The organism is Methylobacillus glycogenes JCM 2850 (assembly GCF_000617925.1).
GTDB lineage: Bacteria > Pseudomonadota > Gammaproteobacteria > Burkholderiales > Methylophilaceae > Methylobacillus > Methylobacillus glycogenes.
Genome location: NZ_BAMT01000005.1, coordinates 126,685 through 143,008, shown reverse-complemented (window position 1 = coordinate 143,008; position 16,324 = coordinate 126,685). Strand labels below are relative to the sequence as shown.

The window sequence follows — 16,324 nt, the reverse complement described above, 5'->3', positions numbered from 1 at the left end:
GGAGGATCCTCTCAATGCGCACCATGCTACGCGCCCTTAGCCTACCCCTGTTGCTGCTCGCTATGCTTTCCAGCCCGATCAGCCAGGCCGCAGACCTCAACCCGCCACAGTTGGAAATTCGCACCAACCACGGCAACATTATTATCGAGCTGTACCCGGACAAAGCCCCCAAAACCGTCGCCAACTTCATTCAGTATGTGACCAGCGACTATTACACCGGCACCACCTTCCATCGCACTGTAGATAGATTCATGGTGCAAGGCGGTGGCCTGACTGCGGATATGCGTGAAAAATCCACATTCTCGCCTATCGAAAATGAATCCAACAACGGCCTGAAGAACGAGTATGGCTCTATTGCCATGCACGCGCTTTTGCCCCCAACTCGGCCACTTCACAGTTCTTTATCAATCTGGCCGATAACAAATTCCTCAACTTCCACAAGCCTGAGGCTGCCTATATTGGCTACTGTGTATTCGGCAAGGTGATCAAGGGTATTGACGTAGTTGAGCGCATAGGCAAAAGCCCTACCAAGGTAGTAGGCGCTCACCTTAACGTGCCGATTGAGCCAGTGGTGATTGAGCAAGTGGCCTTGCTAGACCAGCCGCTGAATATCGCCGAGCGCCTGGATTATAAAAAGAGCAACAAGCTCGCACAGACTGAAGACACACCAAAAAGCAAAGGAAAGAAATGATCAAACTTCATACCAATTTCGGCGAAATCACCATTGAACTGGACGCTGAAAAAGCCCCTATCACTGCGGCTAACTTTGAGCAGTATGTTAAAGACGGTTTTTACGACAACACCATTTTCCACCGCGTGATTGATGGTTTCATGATTCAAGGCGGCGGCTTCACTGCAGATATGCAGCAAAAGCCCACCAATGCAGCCATCAAGAACGAAGCTAACAACGGCCTGCAAAACAAGACTTACACGCTAGCCATGGCGCGTACCCCAGCGCCTGATTCTGCCAGCAGCCAGTTCTTTATCAACGTTGCTGACAATGATTTTCTCAACTTCACCGCACCTACCTCACAAGGTTGGGGCTATGCTGTATTTGGCAAAGTGACTGCAGGTACTGAAGTTGTAGACCAGATCCGCAAGGTCAAGACTGGCAGCAAGAATGGTCACCAAGATGTGCCAAACGAGCCTGTCATCATCGAACGCGCTGAAATCGTCTAAGCGTTGATGGAGTCCGCAGGTCAGAAATCCCCGGCGCACAGCCTGTTCATTTCTGACCTGCATCTTTGCAGTAGCCGCCCCGCCATTACCAGCCAGTTCCTGGCTTTCCTACACACCATCGCGCCCCAGGCCGAAGCGCTCTATATTCTGGGTGACTTCTTCGAATATTGGGCGGGCGATGATGATTTAGCTCAGCACGCCACCATTATTAAAGCCCTGCGCCAACTTGCCGCGCAAGCTACGCGCATCTATTTCATGCACGGCAATCGCGATTTTCTCATAGGGGAAGATTTTGCCGCTGCCGCGGGCCTGCAATTGCTGCCAGACCCCACCCTGCTCACGCTATACGGCCGCCGCGTGCTGCTCAGCCATGGCGATGTACTTTGCACCGACGATGTTGCCTATCAGCCTTCCGCCAGCAAGTACGTTCTAGCGCCTGGCAACAGCAGTTTCTGCAGCAGGATTTAAGCGTGCGCAAGGCGCAAATTGAAGCTTTGCGGCAGCGTAGCGAGCAAGAAAAATCCACCAAACAGCAGACCATCATGGATGTAAATGCTGAGGCGGTGGCACAGTTGCTGCGCGATTATGACTACCCAGAGATACTCATACACGGCCACACCCATAGGCCAGATAGTCATCAGCTACAGGTGGATAGCCATGACAGCGTACGCTGGGTATTGGGTGACTGGTATGAACAAGGCAGCTGCCTGCGCATGGACGCGCAAGGGCTCAGCAATATTGCGCTGCCTCAGCTTGGCACATAGCCGGGTATTTTAGCCTCATCCACCTGATCCATCTGATCTGGCAACAAGTAGCGTTGCGCATATTCCAGATAGACTTTCTCGCGAATAAAGATATCAAAGAGATCAGGGTCTATATGCTGATCCAGCTTCATCTGCCCGAGAATCTCCAGAGACTCGGATAGGGTTTTCGCTTTTTTATACGGCCTATCGCCCGAAGTCAGTGCCTCAAAAATGTCGGCGATGCACATCAAACGTGCCGGGATGGAAATCTGCTCACGCGTCAATCCTCGCGGATAACCCTTGCCATCCATACGCTCATGATGACTACCTGCGTATTCAGGCACGCGCTGCAAACCCTTGGGGTAAGGCAGCGCTTCCAGCATATCGATGGTCATGACAATGTGATGGTTAATCACTTGGCGCTCTTCTGCGTTCAAGGTGCCGGATTCTATGAGCAGGTTATACACCTCATCCTCGGTCAGGAAGGGGATGGGCTGCCCTTGCGCATCCTCCAATACATGATTGGCAATCTGCCGTACTCTGGCCTGATCCTCCGCTGGCATCAGCTCGCAGCCCTTGTTGACCTCTTGCAGAAAGGCAAAGTCTTCATCCAAGATCTTCACCCATTGTTCATGCGCCAACTGTAAGGCCGTGGCTTCTGCCGATTTGCCAGCCTGTAGCAGTTGCAACTGTTGCCGCAGCATGCGGCATTCCCCTTGCTTCTTCAGCAAGGCAAAGCGCTGGGCTATCAGCGCAATGCGGTCATAAATCACTGACAGCTTGGTGGCCTTGTCCATCAATGATTCGGGCGTGGTGATCTTGCCGCAATCATGCAACCAGGCGGCGATGCGCAGCTCATCCATCTCGCTCGCATTCATCTGGAAAGACTGCAAAGGGCCATGTTGCACACGATTGACCGCGGTTGCCAACATCATGGTCAATTCCGGCACGCGTCGGCAGTGACCACCGATATATGGCGACTTGGCATCAATGGCATCTGCAATCAAACAGATAAATGCCTCAAACAGATTCTTGAGGCCATCTATCAATTGATGATTGGTCAGCGCCACCGCCGCCTGCGAGGCCAAGGACTCCACCAACCGGGTATTGGCCTCGGAGAAAGGCACAATCTTGCCTGTATGCTCATCCATGGCGTTGATCAGCTGCAATACGCCTATGATCTGCCCCTCATGATTTTTCATGGGCACAGTGAGGAAGGATGTGGAACGGTATCCGGTACGTGCATCAAACTGGCGGGTGCCGGAAAAATCAAAGCCTTGCGCTTGATAGGCATCGGCGATATTGACGGTGGCGTCTTCCAGCACGGCGTAGGCGGCCACCATATTGCGGTTGGGCTTGCCGTCTGGCAGGTGCAAGGGCAAAGACTCAAAGGGAATTGCCTGACCCGTAGTGCCGCCCATGGCAATATTCAGGGAGTCGGTACGCATGATCTCAAACTTGAGCCTGCCATCGTCGGTAACGCTATATAGCGTCCCTGCATCGGCATGGGTAAGGGTCTTGGCACTGATCACGATCATTTCCAGCAGCCGCTGGCTATCGTGCTCTGCTGACAAGGCGATGCCTATGGCATTGAGGTCTTCGAGTTGTTGAACCAAGTCATTGTCTGTGACATCCGCTACCGTCATTGCTCGCCCTTCAACCAACACGATGAATGAAAATATGCGCTACTGAACTTCAAAGGTCTTGCTTTAAATCTCCTGCTTCAAGTCTTTTACTTAAAACTCTCAGGCTTCAATCCCCTGTCATAAGTCCAAACCTTCAATTCCAATCATTGAAGCTAAACCTCTGCTGCAGCCTCCAGGCTGAACTGCATGCGTACGCCTGCCAACTCCACTTCATCTCCATCCGCCAGCTTTTGCGCCTGCACCCCTATGGCAGTGCCATTGACCAAGGGCCGTCCATCGCCTTCAACATGGGCAAGAAAATAACCATGCGGCCGTTTGGTGATCACCGCCACCTGCACACCCGTCTTGCCTAATGTGGTCAGCGTCTTTTGCAGCACCAGCTCACGCCCACTGCTGCTGCCGCTTAATACCTTGATGCGCCCCCTGGCAAGCTGGGTTTCCACTTCAGGGCTAGGCACAGCATTGCGCTTATGGCCTCGGTCAGGCATGCCGGTCACAAAGGCATTGGGCATGACCATGATAGTTTTTTCGAAACCGCGTTCATTGGCCAGGTTTTCTTCACGGAATTCCAGTTGATGCCTGCCCAAACCTATAATGTCACCATCCACCAGCTTGTGGCGTGTCACCACCTCACCGTTGACGCGCGTACCGTTGGTACTCTGGTTATCTTCCAGATAAACCTCGCCATCGCGCACAATCACATCAGCATGTTCACCACTGATAGCCAGATTCTCCAGGCGTATATCGCAACTAGGCCGCCGCCCTATTACCAGGCGTTCTTTATCCAGTGGAAACTCCGCCAGGAAATCACCTCCCAGCGTCAGTATCAGCTTTGCCATCTACCTCTCCCTACCCCATCCCATCCTTATTGGACAGGTGTTATGTCAACACTAGTGGGGCTTATGCTTGTTTTAAACTCATGCTTGCCATCTTTACAAAGCCAGCAGCAGATTACAAGTTTAACAACGCTGCAGCCTTGCAGCATTCAATCTGCAAGCAAAAAAATAGCCAACCCTGGGGTTGGCTATTTTTTTAGCTAGTCAATATTGTGTCCGACTGCCTTGCTACTGCCTGCCTTATTACTGTCGGCCTGATTCATTTCCTGCCGCGCTGGAATTCATCTGGGCGCGCTTCGGCGGCAATTTTATCCAGTACGCCATTGACGTATTTATGGCCATCGGTGCCACCATACAATTTGGCAAGTTCCACGCTTCATTGATAGCCACGCGGTAAGGAATGCTGATGTCGTGGATCAACTCATAAGCCGAGATACACAGAATGGCATGTTCAATCGGGCTGAGTTCAGATACCTGTCTATCCAGCGCCCCGGCGAGGCGCGCATCGAGCTCATCCATGCTGCCAGCAACGCCTTCCAGCAACTGGCGGAAATACTCATCATCGGCCTTATCAAAATCCGGATCGTCGGCAAGCTCACGCATGATCACGCGCAGCTCTTTCTGGTTCATCAGGCCTAGATAAATGCCTTTCAGCACCAGCTCACGGGATTTGCGGCGGCTACGTGCAGCTTTAACTGGCTTGGGCCTGGCCTGGGCTTCGCCCTGCTTATCCTGGTCGCTCATAGCTGCTTCAGCAGGTTGATCATCTCAACCACTACGTCTGCTGCCTCTGCGCCCTTGACCGCGATACGGGCTTCAGCCTGTTCATCGTTCTCTGTGGTGAGAATGGCATTGGCCACGGGGATGCCTGTGCTCAATTGCACATCGGAAATACCACGCGCAGATTCATTGGAAACCACTTCAAAATGGTAGGTTTCGCCACGGATGATTGCACCCAGGGCAACCAGACCATCAAATTGCTCGCTATCGGCCATTTGCAGCAAAATCGCTGGGGTTTCCAGCGCGCCTGGTACTGTGGCCAGGGTAATGTCGTCATCTGCCACGCCCAGCTTGTGCAATTGCGCCACACAAGCTTGCAGCAAGCCTTCGCCTATATTGCTGTTGAAACGTGAGAGCACAATGCCTATGCGCAAATCTTTGCCGTTTAAATCTACTGCCAGTTTTTTCATGATGATGTCCGTGCTAAGCGCAATATCCTGCGCTATTTAAAGTTCGCAGCTTGACTGCGCTATGGAAAGTCCAGGGTTTATGCCTAGAAGAAATGTCGCTATTTTAGCACGTTAGCTCACCAGAGCATGCAGCCTAAGCGAGAGCACGCACCTCATCATGGCGAAAGCAATCCTGCACATGATCGTTGACCATGCCAGTTGCCTGCATCAAGGCATAACAGATGGTAGAACCGACAAATTTGAAGCCATGCTTGCTCAAGACTTTAGACATTTGGTCTGAGACCGGGGTTTTGGCAGGAACCTGGGCCAAGCTGGCCCAGTGATTCTGTTGCGGCTGACCATCAACAAATTGCCAGAGAAATTGATTCAGGCTGCCATAGCGCGCCTGCACTTCCAGCGCGGCCCTGGCATTGATGATACTTGAAGCCACCTTGAGGCGGTTGCGTATGATGCCTGGATCGGCCAGCAAGGCCTGGCTTTTGGCTTCATCATATGCCGCCACCTTGGCAATCTCGAACTGATCGAACACCTGGCGATAGTGCGCACGCTTTTTCAGCACGGTACTCCAGCTCAAGCCCGCCTGCGCACCTTCAAGAATCAGAAACTCGAATAGCCGCTGGTCGTCATGAAGGGGCACGCCCCACTCGCTGTCATGATAGGCAATATCCAACTCACCCCTGGCCCATCCACAACGACACAGCTCAGCCATTCCATCTCCACCAATGATTAATTTAGTGGAAGAGGATAACGGCTTTCTGCAAGGTGTTCCAGATACCATAGGCAATCGGGATACCTACAGCCACCCAGACTACTGCCGTCAATACCTTGCTGCTGCTATGCACTGCGGTTTTCACCGCAGCTTTTGATTGCTCATGCGAAATTTTCTTCTCGGCTTCCAGCTCGGTCGCGGTCATGTAATGCTTCTGGGCCACTGGGCGCACCAGCAGATTGCAGATCAAACCCACCAGTAACAATGCAGCCAGCACATACATGATCATGTTGTAGGCATGATCAGCAGGGACGCCCTGAGCCAATTGGTAATCGCGCAGATAATTGACGATCACTGGCCCCAACACCCCGGCAGTGGCCCAGGCGGTGAGCAAGCGGCCATGAATAGCACCTACGTGCTGAGTGCCGAAGATATCCGCGAGGTAGGCGGGAATGGTAGAGAAGCCACCGCCATACATGGTGAGTATGATGCAGAACAAGCCAGCAAACAGCGCCACACTGCCAATATCACCGGCCCAGGGAGACAGCACATACAGCACAAAGCCCAGGGCAAAAAAGATGATGTAGGTGCGCTTGCGGCCCAGGAAATCCGAGCATGAAGCCCAGCCTATGCGCCCAAGGATATTGAAGAACGACAAAAGACCAGCGAAGCCCGCGCCTATGGCGGCCACTTGCAGCTTTTGATCGCCACTCAACTCACTGAGCTTGAGCGGCACATCAATCAGCAAACCACCAAATACCTCCTGCAACATGGGTGAGGCCATGCCGATCACGCCTATACCCGCGCTGACATTAAGGCAGAGCACACTCCACAGCAGCCAGAACTGCGGCGTTTTATGCGCCTGGTTCACATGCACATGATGTGGGGTAATCATGGCCTTGGTGGTCTTGGCAGGTGGGTGCCAGCCCTCGGGTTTCCAGCCATGCGCAGGCACGCGATAACCCAGAGAACCTATCATCATAGCCACAAAATACAGTACGCCCATGGTGGCAAACGTCTGCCATACGCCTACCGAGGTTTCGGTGGCAAAGTAGCCCATCAGGCTATTGGCCAGCGGTGCGCCTATCATGGCACCACCACCAAAACCCATGATGGCCATGCCAGTGGCCATGCCACGCTTATCCGGGAACCACTTGATCAGGGTGGATACCGGGGAAATATAGCCCAAACCCAAACCTATGCCGCCAATGACGCCAGAACCCAGCCACATCAACCATAGCTGGTGGGTATAAACGCCTATGGCGGAAATCATCAGACCACCACCCCAGCAGCACGCGGCCACAGCCCCCGCCTTGCGCGGCCCGGCATGTTCCAGCCAATGGCCAAACACTGCCGCGGAAGAACCCAGAAACACGAAGAACAAGGTGTACATCCAGCCCAGATCGCTGACCTTCCAATCACAGGTGGTAGTAAAGGCGCGCATCCAGAAGCCCACGTCATCCGCACAGGCCAAAGGCTCATTAATGCCTAGTGCTTTGGATAACGGCAGCCAGAACACACTGAAACCATAGGCCATGCCTATGGAAAGATGCACTGCCAGCGCTGCGGGCGGTACTAACCAACGGTTATACCCTGGGCCCGCAGTGATGCGTTCCCGGGAAAAGAATCCAGCCATTCATACTCTCCTGAGGATTTAATTTTTGATGTGATTTCTTGTCATCAGCCCAGCCTGTGAGCTTGCCACCACGCAAGCGCAGAGCCGATGAAACATTTTGTTACAAATCATCATATAAATTGGCCGAATGTGCAATGCCTTAACCTATTTAATCTAGTTCATCAATCTGTCATATTAGCGTCATATATTGCTCGACATTCAAACAGCGAGGAAATACCAAATGCCAGCTAACATACTGGTTGTAGAAGACGAACCAGCCATCCAGGAATTGCTTGCTCTCAACCTGACCCAGGCTGGTCACAACCCCATTCGCGCCCTGAGCGTGGAGCAGGCACAAATGCTGATTCGCGAAACCCTGCCCGACCTGATTTTGCTGGACTGGATGTTGCCTGGCATGAGCGGTATTGAGTTTGCCCGCAAACTCAAGGGTGACGAATTGACCAAGACCATCCCCATCATCATGCTGACCGCCCGCAGTGAAGAAGCGGACAAGGTACGCGGTCTGGAAGTAGGTGCGGATGACTATGTCACCAAGCCTTTCAGCCCCCGTGAATTGAATGCGCGCATCAAGCTGTGTTGCGTCGCCGCGCGCCACAAATGACGGATGATCCGATTGAGGCAGGCGGTTTGCGTCTGGACCCCATGACCCACCGCGTATCAGGCAATGGCAAGACTCTGGAACTTGGCCCTACCGAATTCCGCCTGTTGCACTACCTCATGTCCAATCCCGAGCGTGTGCATTCCCGCACCCAGGTGCTGGATAAAGTATGGGGTGATCGCGTGTTTGTGGAAGATAGAACCGTGGACGTGCATATCCGTCGCTTGCGTAGGGCGCTTTCCGAGTCTGGTCATGAGGAATTTATCCAGACCGTGCGTGGCGTTGGCTACCGTTTCTCCGCCCAGTAGCTCATAATGGCGACCTGTCCTAGACAAGATTGAATCTGTGCAAGATATTCGATGGAAAGCCTTGTGGCTTGCGCTGGCTACTACCCTGGTGTGCCTCATTACCTGGGTGGCCAAGGATGCCATTACCGCCCTCTGGGTGCTCAGTGCCATTCTGCTGACTTACCTCGCCAGCCATCTGTACTGGCTGCATCAGCTGCTGCAATGGTTTAAAAAGCCTGAGCTCAATGCCATGCCAGTGGGCAGCGGCATTTGGGAAGATGTATTTGCCGCGATTTATTACGAGAAGCGCAGACATAGCCGCAGCCAGGCGCAAATCAGCTCCGCGCTTGATCGATTCCGCCATGCTGCCAGTGCCTTGCCCGATGGTGTGGTGCTGCTTAACGGCAGTGACCAGATTGAATGGTGCAACCCGACGGCTGAACAGCAATTAGGCCTTTCCATGCGCCAGGATGCCGGGCAGCCGATCAGCTATCTGGTACGTCCCATAGACTTTATCCAGTATTTGCACAGGCAGGATTATGCCGAGCCTATCAAACTCAAATCCTGGCGCACGACTGGCGCAACCTTAGAAATCCAGCTGGTGCCGTTTGGCGCCAATCAAAAGTTACTCATCTCGCGCGACGTCAGCCAACTAGAAAAGCTGGAAACCATGCGCCGCGATTTTATTGCCAATGTCTCGCATGAATTACGCACGCCGTTGACTGTGGTCGGTGGTTTTATTGAGACCCTGACCGATATGGATGGCGCGGTACCCGATAGCACCCGTGCCTATTTCGCCATGATGCAGGAGCAAACTAGCCGCATGCGCCGCCTGATTGAGGACTTGCTCACACTTTCGCAGCTGGAAAACAGCCCGGAAGCACCGCAGGAAACCGAGATAGACCTGCAAGCCTTGCTCAATATGCTGCTGCATGAGGGCGTAAGCCTGAGCAAGGATAAGCACGAGATCACTCTGGAGCCTATAGAACCAGGCCTGTTTATCAAGGGCGCGCATGAGGAGCTGCATAGCGCCATGGGCAATCTGGTGAGCAATGCCGTGCGCTATACACCGCAGGGTGGCAAGATCAATCTCAAGCTATTCCAGCGCGGCAAGGAAGTGGTTTTCAGTGTGCATGACACTGGCATAGGCATAGAACAACAGCATATAGACCGCCTGACCGAACGTTTTTACCGCGTGGATCGCAGCCGCTCGCGCGAAACAGGCGGCACTGGCCTGGGTCTTTCCATCGTCAAGCACATACTGACGCGGCATCAAGGCCATATCGAGATTGAATCCGAGGCTGGCAAAGGCAGTACTTTCAGCATCGTATTGCCGCAAAGCCGCCTGGTACACAAGGCAGTTCAGGCAGCCCCCGTCAGCGCCTGAGTCAGAAAGCCCCCTCTCGCTTCAGCCAGCTCTGCCGCACCACACGTATATCCGCCCCCTTCATGCGTGCGGCATTGAAGAGCTTACGCGCCCGCATGCTATCCAGCCGAATACCATAGGCGGCATAGACAAAATCCTGCAAGGGCGCACTGCTTTGGCGAAAAAACGCCCATTGCGGCGAGCTGCCATAAAAACTCTCGACAAAGCTGGTCACGCCAATCACAGCATAATGTCCATCCTGCAGCGCATGCAGCCACGGCCCGCCTGAATCACCCAAGGTCGGCATGGGCAAGTGCACATCATATTCGCCAACATCATCCAGCCGATTCAGCGCCCATAAGGCCTCCAGCGATGAGACAGCGCTCGTTTTGCTCTCAAACTGCGTGCGGTAGCGAGCATAGAACAAGGGGTCCTGAGACTCGTAATCCACAGGCAAAAAGCGATTGAAGTTTTCAGCGCCGCCATAGAGATGGCGCTGGCCGCAGCGTAGGGTGTGAGGTAGGGAGTCTGCGGAGCCATAACCATAACCGCAGATGGTGATATTGTCTGATGGAGTATCCAGCAGCACTGGGGCCAAGGCCTGATCATCCCCTAGCTGCAGGTCAAATACCAGCACCGCAAGATCATCAATCAGGTTGCCACGCACTTTGTCGAATTCTGGGAACACTGCATATTGCAATTTGGCTTGCAGCAGATGTTGCTGGGCCGTCTGCGCGATCTTGACGCTGGGTAAACCACTGGCGGCATCCTTACCTACATCGCGCAGGCAATGGGCTGCGGTTAGCAAGGTGAGTGGTTTGTTGCCCACTATCACCGCGCTGCACTCGCTATGGCTTACCCGCCATTCCTGGCGAAACTCATGCCAATCCCTGTGCTCAAAAACCAGCTGCACCACAGGGGCGTTTTCCAGAAACTGCCCTTGCATGACGGCAGCAGCTTCGGGAATGCACAGGCAGAAGCACAGCAAACCGTGCAGATAGCATATTCGAGCAAATGTCAGCATGTGCACCCCCGGTGGAATGTACTCGCCTACACTTTACTCTTGATGCATGGGCTTGTGTATTGGCTAACTGGGCAAGCTATATGTAGCTTCAACCCACTTTAACCTGTAGATGTGCAGCCCCTATTTCCAGCTCTAGAGCATTAGCAGCTCAACGTGGCGCAAACATAATGATGGCCATACCCAGCAGCGCCACCATCACCCCCACCACATCCCAGGTACTGGGCCTGATGCCATCCACCAGCCATAACCAGCCCAGTGCCACAAAGATATAAACCCCGCCATAGGCCGCATAGACGCGGCCAGCTGCATTGGGGTGCAAGCTCAATAGCCAGGCAAACAGCGCCAGGCTCAAGGCCGCAGGCAGCAATACCCAGATCGGGGCATTTTTCTTCAGCCAGAGATAAGGCAGATAACAGCCCACTATCTCAGCCAGGGCGGTAATTACAAACAGGATAAATGTCTTCAGGACCAGCATGACAGGCTCTTCGGTTTCAATGCCTGCATTATAGGGCGAGAAGCTGTTGGCGGCCTTGTGCTGAAACGCTCAAGTTCAGACACTAGCCTTAATGCAAACCTAGCGCATGATCCAGCGAAATACGGCCAGCGCCTCTGCCTATGATGAATAACAGCAATGCCGCCCAGGTTAAATGGCTCAGCCAGGCTGCTGGCATTAGCAGCACTTGAGTCATCAGCGTCAATGCCAGCAATGCAATGGCGGAAAATCGGGTAAGAAACCCCACTAGCAGCAAGGCTGCAAACAGATGCTCGGTGTAGACAATCACTGGTGCAACCAGCTCTGGCGGCAACAGCGCCAATTGCTCACGCAATAAGCTGTAAGTGCTGTCTTTGAGCGTCAACCAACCATCAACTTTGCTACGGCCAGATTGCAAGAACACCATCGCAATGGCGACTCTGGCGAGCAAGGCCAACAGACTGTGGCGTATCCAAGCCAATAAGCTGAGCGCAGCCAGATTTAATACGTCTCGAACCAGCAATAGATAGATGAGATGTTTCATTGCGAGATGCTCCTTGCCAATTATTCATTTGGATACTGCGTCATGTGTCGCGCGAGTTCAGCACCGGCCACAACGCACCAAATAGTAAAATAATAAGATTTAATTGACAATTAAATTGCAATGACTACATCTACATGCCGAAAATAAAGCCCTTTACCCCGGATCATGGGTCAAAGCCTTGAGGAATTAGCCTAGCGCCTGGCGGAATAAAAAAGCCAGCGAGTGCTGGCTTTTAAGTGGCTTATAAAGCAGGGAGAATTACAGCAATACTTTCTCTATGCCGCCGTTGTTGGCTTTTTGCACGTAATCCTGCATCCAGTTCTCACCCAGCACATGCTTGGCCATTTCCACGACGATGTAATCGGCCTCTATGCCAGTATCTTCACCATAGCGTGACAAGCCCTGCAGGCAAGATGGGCAAGAAGTCAGGATTTTCACATCCTGCTCAGGCTTGCCAGGTGTCAGGCCCAGCTTGCTGATGCCTTTTTCCAGTTCTTCCTGCTTGCGCATTTTGACTTGGGTGGCGATATCAGGACGTGCCACAGCAAAGGTGCCGGACTCGCCGCAGCATCTATCATTGAGTGCCACGTCATTCTCGCCCACCAGCGCCTGGGTGACTTTCATTGGCGCATACGTCTTCATCGGCGAGTGGCAGGGGTCGTGATACATATAACGCGTACCCGTGATGCCTTCGATCTTGAAGTTCTTCTCCATCAGATATTCATGGATATCCAGCAGGCGTGCGCCGGGGAAGATACGCTCAAACTCATACTTCTGTAGCTGATCCATGCAGGTGCCGCAAGAGACAATCACGGTTTTGATATCAAGGTAGTTCAGCGTATTAGCCACGCGGTGGAACTGCACACGATTATCAGCTGTGATCTGCTGGCCCTTGTCATGATTGCCACTGGAGGTTTGCGGATAACCGCAGCACAGATAGCCAGGCGGCAGCACAGTAATGGCACCAGCCTCATACAGCATGGCCTGAGTGGCCAAGCCCACGGTGGAGAACAAACGCTCAGAGCCGCAGCCAGGGAAGTAGAACACCGCCTCGGCATCCTCGCTGGCTTTCTGCGGGTTGCGGATAACCGGCACTATGGTGTCGTCTTCAATCCCCAGCAGCGCACGCGAGGTCTTGGTCGGCATGGCCTTGGGCATGGGGCGGTTCAAGAAGTGAATCACTTGCGCCTTGATCTCTGGCTTGCCCAAAGTCTGCGGTGGATGCTTCTTGCTGCTGCCCAATAGGCCCAGCTTCTTGAACACACTATGCCCCAGGCGCTGCGCTTTATAACCTATGCCCACCATGGCCGTACGCATGGCGCGTATGGTAGCGGGGTCCTTGATATTAAGGAAGGTCATGGCAGCGGCAGTGCCAGGGTTGAAATGCTTGCGCCCCTGCTCGCGCAGGAAGTTGCGCATGGCAATCGAAACATCACCAAAATCGATATCTACCGGGCAGGGCTTTTCGCATCTGTGGCACACGGTGCAATGGTCGGCCACATCATTGAACTCATCAAAATGCTTGAGCGAAATGCCGCGCCGCGTCTGCTCTTCGTAGAGGAAAGCCTCAATCAATAATGAGGTGCCCAGAATCTTGTTGCGTGGGCTGTACAAGAGATTGGCGCGTGGTACATGCGTGGTGCATACCGGTTTGCACTTGCCACAACGCAGACAATCGCTGATGGAATCGGCAATCTCGCCTATGGCGGATTGCTCCATGATGATGGACTCTTGCTCCAGCAGGCCAAACGAAGGCGTGTAAGCCGAATGCAGGCCGGAACCCGCCATCAGCTTGCCCTTGTTGAAGCGGCCTTCGGGATCTACCTTGGCCTTGTAGGCGGCAAAGGTAGAGACGGTTTTCTCGTCGAGGAACTCCATCTTGGTGATGCCTATGCCGTGCTCACCCGAGATAACCCCGCCTAAGCCTGTAGCCAGCTTCATGATGCGTGCTACAGCTTCATGGGCGGTATGCATCATTTCATAGTCATCGGAATTGACCGGGATGTTAGTGTGCACATTGCCATCACCCGCATGCATATGTAGCGCTACAAACACACGGCCCTTCAATACCTGCTTATGAATTTCGTCGCAGCGTTCCAGAATGCGTCTGTACTCACGGCCGATAAAGATGCGATGCAGCTCTTTCTTGATGTCCTGCTTCCAGGAAATACGCACTTGGTGCTCTTGCACTGCGCGGAAGATGTTTTCCACGGCAAGGTCACTGAAATCTGCCCCCAGCAGGGAGATTGCGCCATCCAGGTTGTCCAGCACATTGCGCCAGTGCTGGCGTGTAGCCGAGAACAATTGCAAGGCCATCTGGCGCTTTTGCACCAGCATCTCTTGGTCAGCCTGGGTTTCGTCGTCTTCATACAGCGGCAGATCGCCCTGCATAAAGCCTTCAAGCTCATCCAGCAGCTTTAGCTTGTTGCGTATGGAAAGCTCAATATTAATGCGCTCAATGCCATCGGAATAATCGCCCAGACGTGGCAATGGAATCACCACATCTTCGTTGATCTTGAAGGCATTGGTATGTTTGGCAATCGCTGCAGTACGCGCTCTATCCAGCCAGAATTTCTTGCGCGCATCGCTAGAGACCGCAATAAACCCTTCGCCGCCACGCGCATTGGCCAGGCGTACCACTTGTGAAGCGGCCTCGCCCACGCCAATTTCGTCATCGCTGGCAATATCGGCAATCAGCACCATCTTCGGGCGCTCGCTGCGATTGGCCTTGGTGGCATAGCCTACGGCGCGCAGGTAGCGCTCGTCCAAGTGCTCCAGACCCGCCAATATGGTGTTGGGGTGTGCGTCCAGGTAATCCTTGACCTCAACAATCGAGGGCACGGCCAAAGCCACATGGCCGAAGAATTCCAGGCACACGGTACGCGCATGCTTGGGCATGCGGTGCAGAATGAAAGTGGCCGAGGTGATCAAGCCATCGCAGCCTTCTTTCTGAATGCCGGGCAGACCGGAGAGGAATTTGTCGGTAACATCTTTGCCCAGACCCACGGTACGGAAGCTAGGGCCGGGTATTTCCAGCACTTCAGGCTGGCCTATAGGCGTTTTGCCATCCTCCTCAAAGCGGCTGATGCGGAAGCGCGCCATGGCAATATCGTGAATCTTGCCCTGATTGTGCTCCAGACGCTCCACATACAACCATTGCGCATCCGGGGTGACCATGCGCCACGAGGCCAGGTTATCCAGTGCCGTGCCCCAGAGCACGGCCTTCTTGCCACCCGCATTCATGGCGACATTGCCGCCTATGCAAGAGGCATCGGCCGAGGTGGGGTCAACGGCGAATTCAAGTCCGGCATTGCTGGCCGCTTCCATCACGCGGCGCGTCACCACGCCTGCGCCACAATGAATCACAGGCACTTTCTCAGCCACGCCGGGCAAGGCCACATAATTGACTTCAGAATACTGATCCAGCTTTTCGGTATTGATCACCGCAGACAGCTTGGTCAGTGGCACCGCACCACCGGTATAACCCGTACCGCCTCCGCGCGGGATGATGGTCAGGCCCAGCTCTATGCAGACGCGCACCAGGGCAGCGATTTCCTGCTCGGTGTCTGGGGTCAGCACAACAAATGGATATTCAACGCGCCAATCGGTGGCGTCAGTGACGTGCGAAACACGAGACAAGCCGTCAAAACGGATGTTGTCTTTATGTGTGTATTTAGCGAGCTTGGCCTGAGAAAGCTTGCGCAGCTTTTCAGTTTCGCGGAAATCCTGGGAGAACTGTTCCACCGCCTTGCGCGCGGCCACTACCAGCTTAAGCACCTTGGGATTGCCAGCGCTGCGCTCGTCAATGGCCTTGATGCGGTGATTGAGTGCTTCAATCAATGCCTGGCGGCGCTTTTTATTACCCAGCAGATCGTCCTGCAGGTAAGGATTGCGCGATACCACCCACAAATCCCCCAGCACTTCAAACAGCATACGGCTGAGCGTCCGGTGCGGCGCTCTGCGCGCAGGTCATTCAAGACATTCCAGACTTCCTCCCCGAGAAAACGAATGACAATTTCCCGGTCAGAAAAGGAGGTGTAGTTATATGGGATTTCGCGTAAGCGGGCAGTCATGCTTTTTAATGGCGGCTAAAG

10 protein-coding genes and 5 pseudogenes are annotated in these 16,324 nt (G+C 53.7%); 5 read left to right on the top strand and 10 right to left on the bottom strand.

The features are described 5' to 3' along the window. Positions 1-14 precede the first annotated feature (14 nt). The 3 genes and pseudogenes from JCM2850_RS22745 to JCM2850_RS18260 all read left to right on the top strand — a co-directional run bounded on the left by JCM2850_RS22745 (position 15) and on the right by JCM2850_RS18260 (position 1,943). Positions 15-691: pseudogene (locus tag JCM2850_RS22745) on the top strand (peptidylprolyl isomerase). After that, complete coding sequence (locus JCM2850_RS09045; RefSeq protein WP_025871312.1) at positions 688-1,179, top strand: peptidylprolyl isomerase; 492 nt, start codon at positions 688-690, stop codon at positions 1,177-1,179. Before JCM2850_RS22745 ends, JCM2850_RS09045 begins: the two are co-directional and overlap by 4 nt. A 6-nt stretch (positions 1,180-1,185) precedes the next feature. Next, positions 1,186-1,943 (top strand): annotated as a pseudogene (locus JCM2850_RS18260) (UDP-2,3-diacylglucosamine diphosphatase). Here the strand turns inward: JCM2850_RS18260 and JCM2850_RS09035 are convergent. From JCM2850_RS09035 to JCM2850_RS09005, 6 genes and pseudogenes are all read right to left on the bottom strand, one after another. Continuing rightward, positions 1,928-3,568 carry an HD family phosphohydrolase gene (locus tag JCM2850_RS09035; RefSeq protein WP_025871310.1) on the bottom strand — a complete coding sequence of 547 codons (1,641 nt, stop codon included), beginning with the start codon at positions 3,566-3,568 and terminating at the stop codon, positions 1,928-1,930. The pseudogene JCM2850_RS18260 and the gene JCM2850_RS09035 overlap by 16 nt on opposite strands. A 152-nt stretch (positions 3,569-3,720) precedes the next feature. Next, positions 3,721-4,407 (bottom strand): FHA domain-containing protein, encoded by a 687-nt coding sequence (locus tag JCM2850_RS09030; protein WP_025871308.1) that lies wholly within the window; start codon positions 4,405-4,407, stop codon positions 3,721-3,723. A 256-nt stretch (positions 4,408-4,663) separates the two neighbouring features. Then, positions 4,664-5,148, bottom strand: a pseudogene (gene nusB, locus JCM2850_RS18255) (transcription antitermination factor NusB). Continuing rightward, positions 5,145-5,594, bottom strand: coding sequence for a 6,7-dimethyl-8-ribityllumazine synthase (gene ribH, locus JCM2850_RS09015; RefSeq protein WP_025871306.1), 450 nt, complete (start codon positions 5,592-5,594; stop codon positions 5,145-5,147). The pseudogene nusB and the gene ribH overlap by 4 nt, the downstream one beginning before the upstream one ends. Positions 5,595-5,727: 133 nt before the next feature. Further along, positions 5,728-6,303, bottom strand: coding sequence for a DNA-3-methyladenine glycosylase I (locus JCM2850_RS09010; protein WP_036265819.1), 576 nt, complete (start codon positions 6,301-6,303; stop codon positions 5,728-5,730). Between the two features lie 22 nt (positions 6,304-6,325). Further along, positions 6,326-7,939: an OFA family MFS transporter gene (locus tag JCM2850_RS09005; RefSeq protein ID WP_025871302.1), complete on the bottom strand. Its 1,614-nt coding sequence runs from the start codon at positions 7,937-7,939 to the stop codon at positions 6,326-6,328. Between the two features lie 220 nt (positions 7,940-8,159). Here JCM2850_RS09005 and phoB point away from each other — a divergent pair. After that, positions 8,160-8,845: pseudogene (gene phoB / locus JCM2850_RS18250) on the top strand (phosphate regulon transcriptional regulator PhoB). A 37-nt stretch (positions 8,846-8,882) separates the two neighbouring features. Then, positions 8,883-10,211: a phosphate regulon sensor histidine kinase PhoR gene (gene phoR / locus JCM2850_RS08995; RefSeq protein ID WP_025871301.1), complete on the top strand. Its 1,329-nt coding sequence runs from the start codon at positions 8,883-8,885 to the stop codon at positions 10,209-10,211. A gap of 1 nt (position 10,212) precedes the next feature. Here the strand turns inward: phoR and JCM2850_RS18245 are convergent, their stop codons facing one another. The 4 genes and pseudogenes from JCM2850_RS18245 to JCM2850_RS18240 all read right to left on the bottom strand — a co-directional run bounded on the left by JCM2850_RS18245 (position 10,213) and on the right by JCM2850_RS18240 (position 16,303). Continuing rightward, the gene (locus JCM2850_RS18245; RefSeq protein WP_081775013.1) at positions 10,213-11,214 is read right to left on the bottom strand and encodes a trypsin-like serine protease; all 1,002 of its coding nucleotides are present in this window, start codon (positions 11,212-11,214) and stop codon (positions 10,213-10,215) included. Between the two features lie 148 nt (positions 11,215-11,362). Continuing rightward, complete coding sequence (locus JCM2850_RS08985; protein ID WP_025871297.1) at positions 11,363-11,689, bottom strand: YnfA family protein; 327 nt, start codon at positions 11,687-11,689, stop codon at positions 11,363-11,365. Positions 11,690-11,777: 88 nt separating this feature from the next. Beyond that, positions 11,778-12,230: a DoxX family protein gene (locus JCM2850_RS08980; RefSeq protein WP_025871294.1), complete on the bottom strand. Its 453-nt coding sequence runs from the start codon at positions 12,228-12,230 to the stop codon at positions 11,778-11,780. Positions 12,231-12,488: 258 nt separating this feature from the next. After that, positions 12,489-16,303 (bottom strand): annotated as a pseudogene (locus JCM2850_RS18240) (DUF3683 domain-containing protein). Positions 16,304-16,324: the final 21 nt, after the last annotated feature.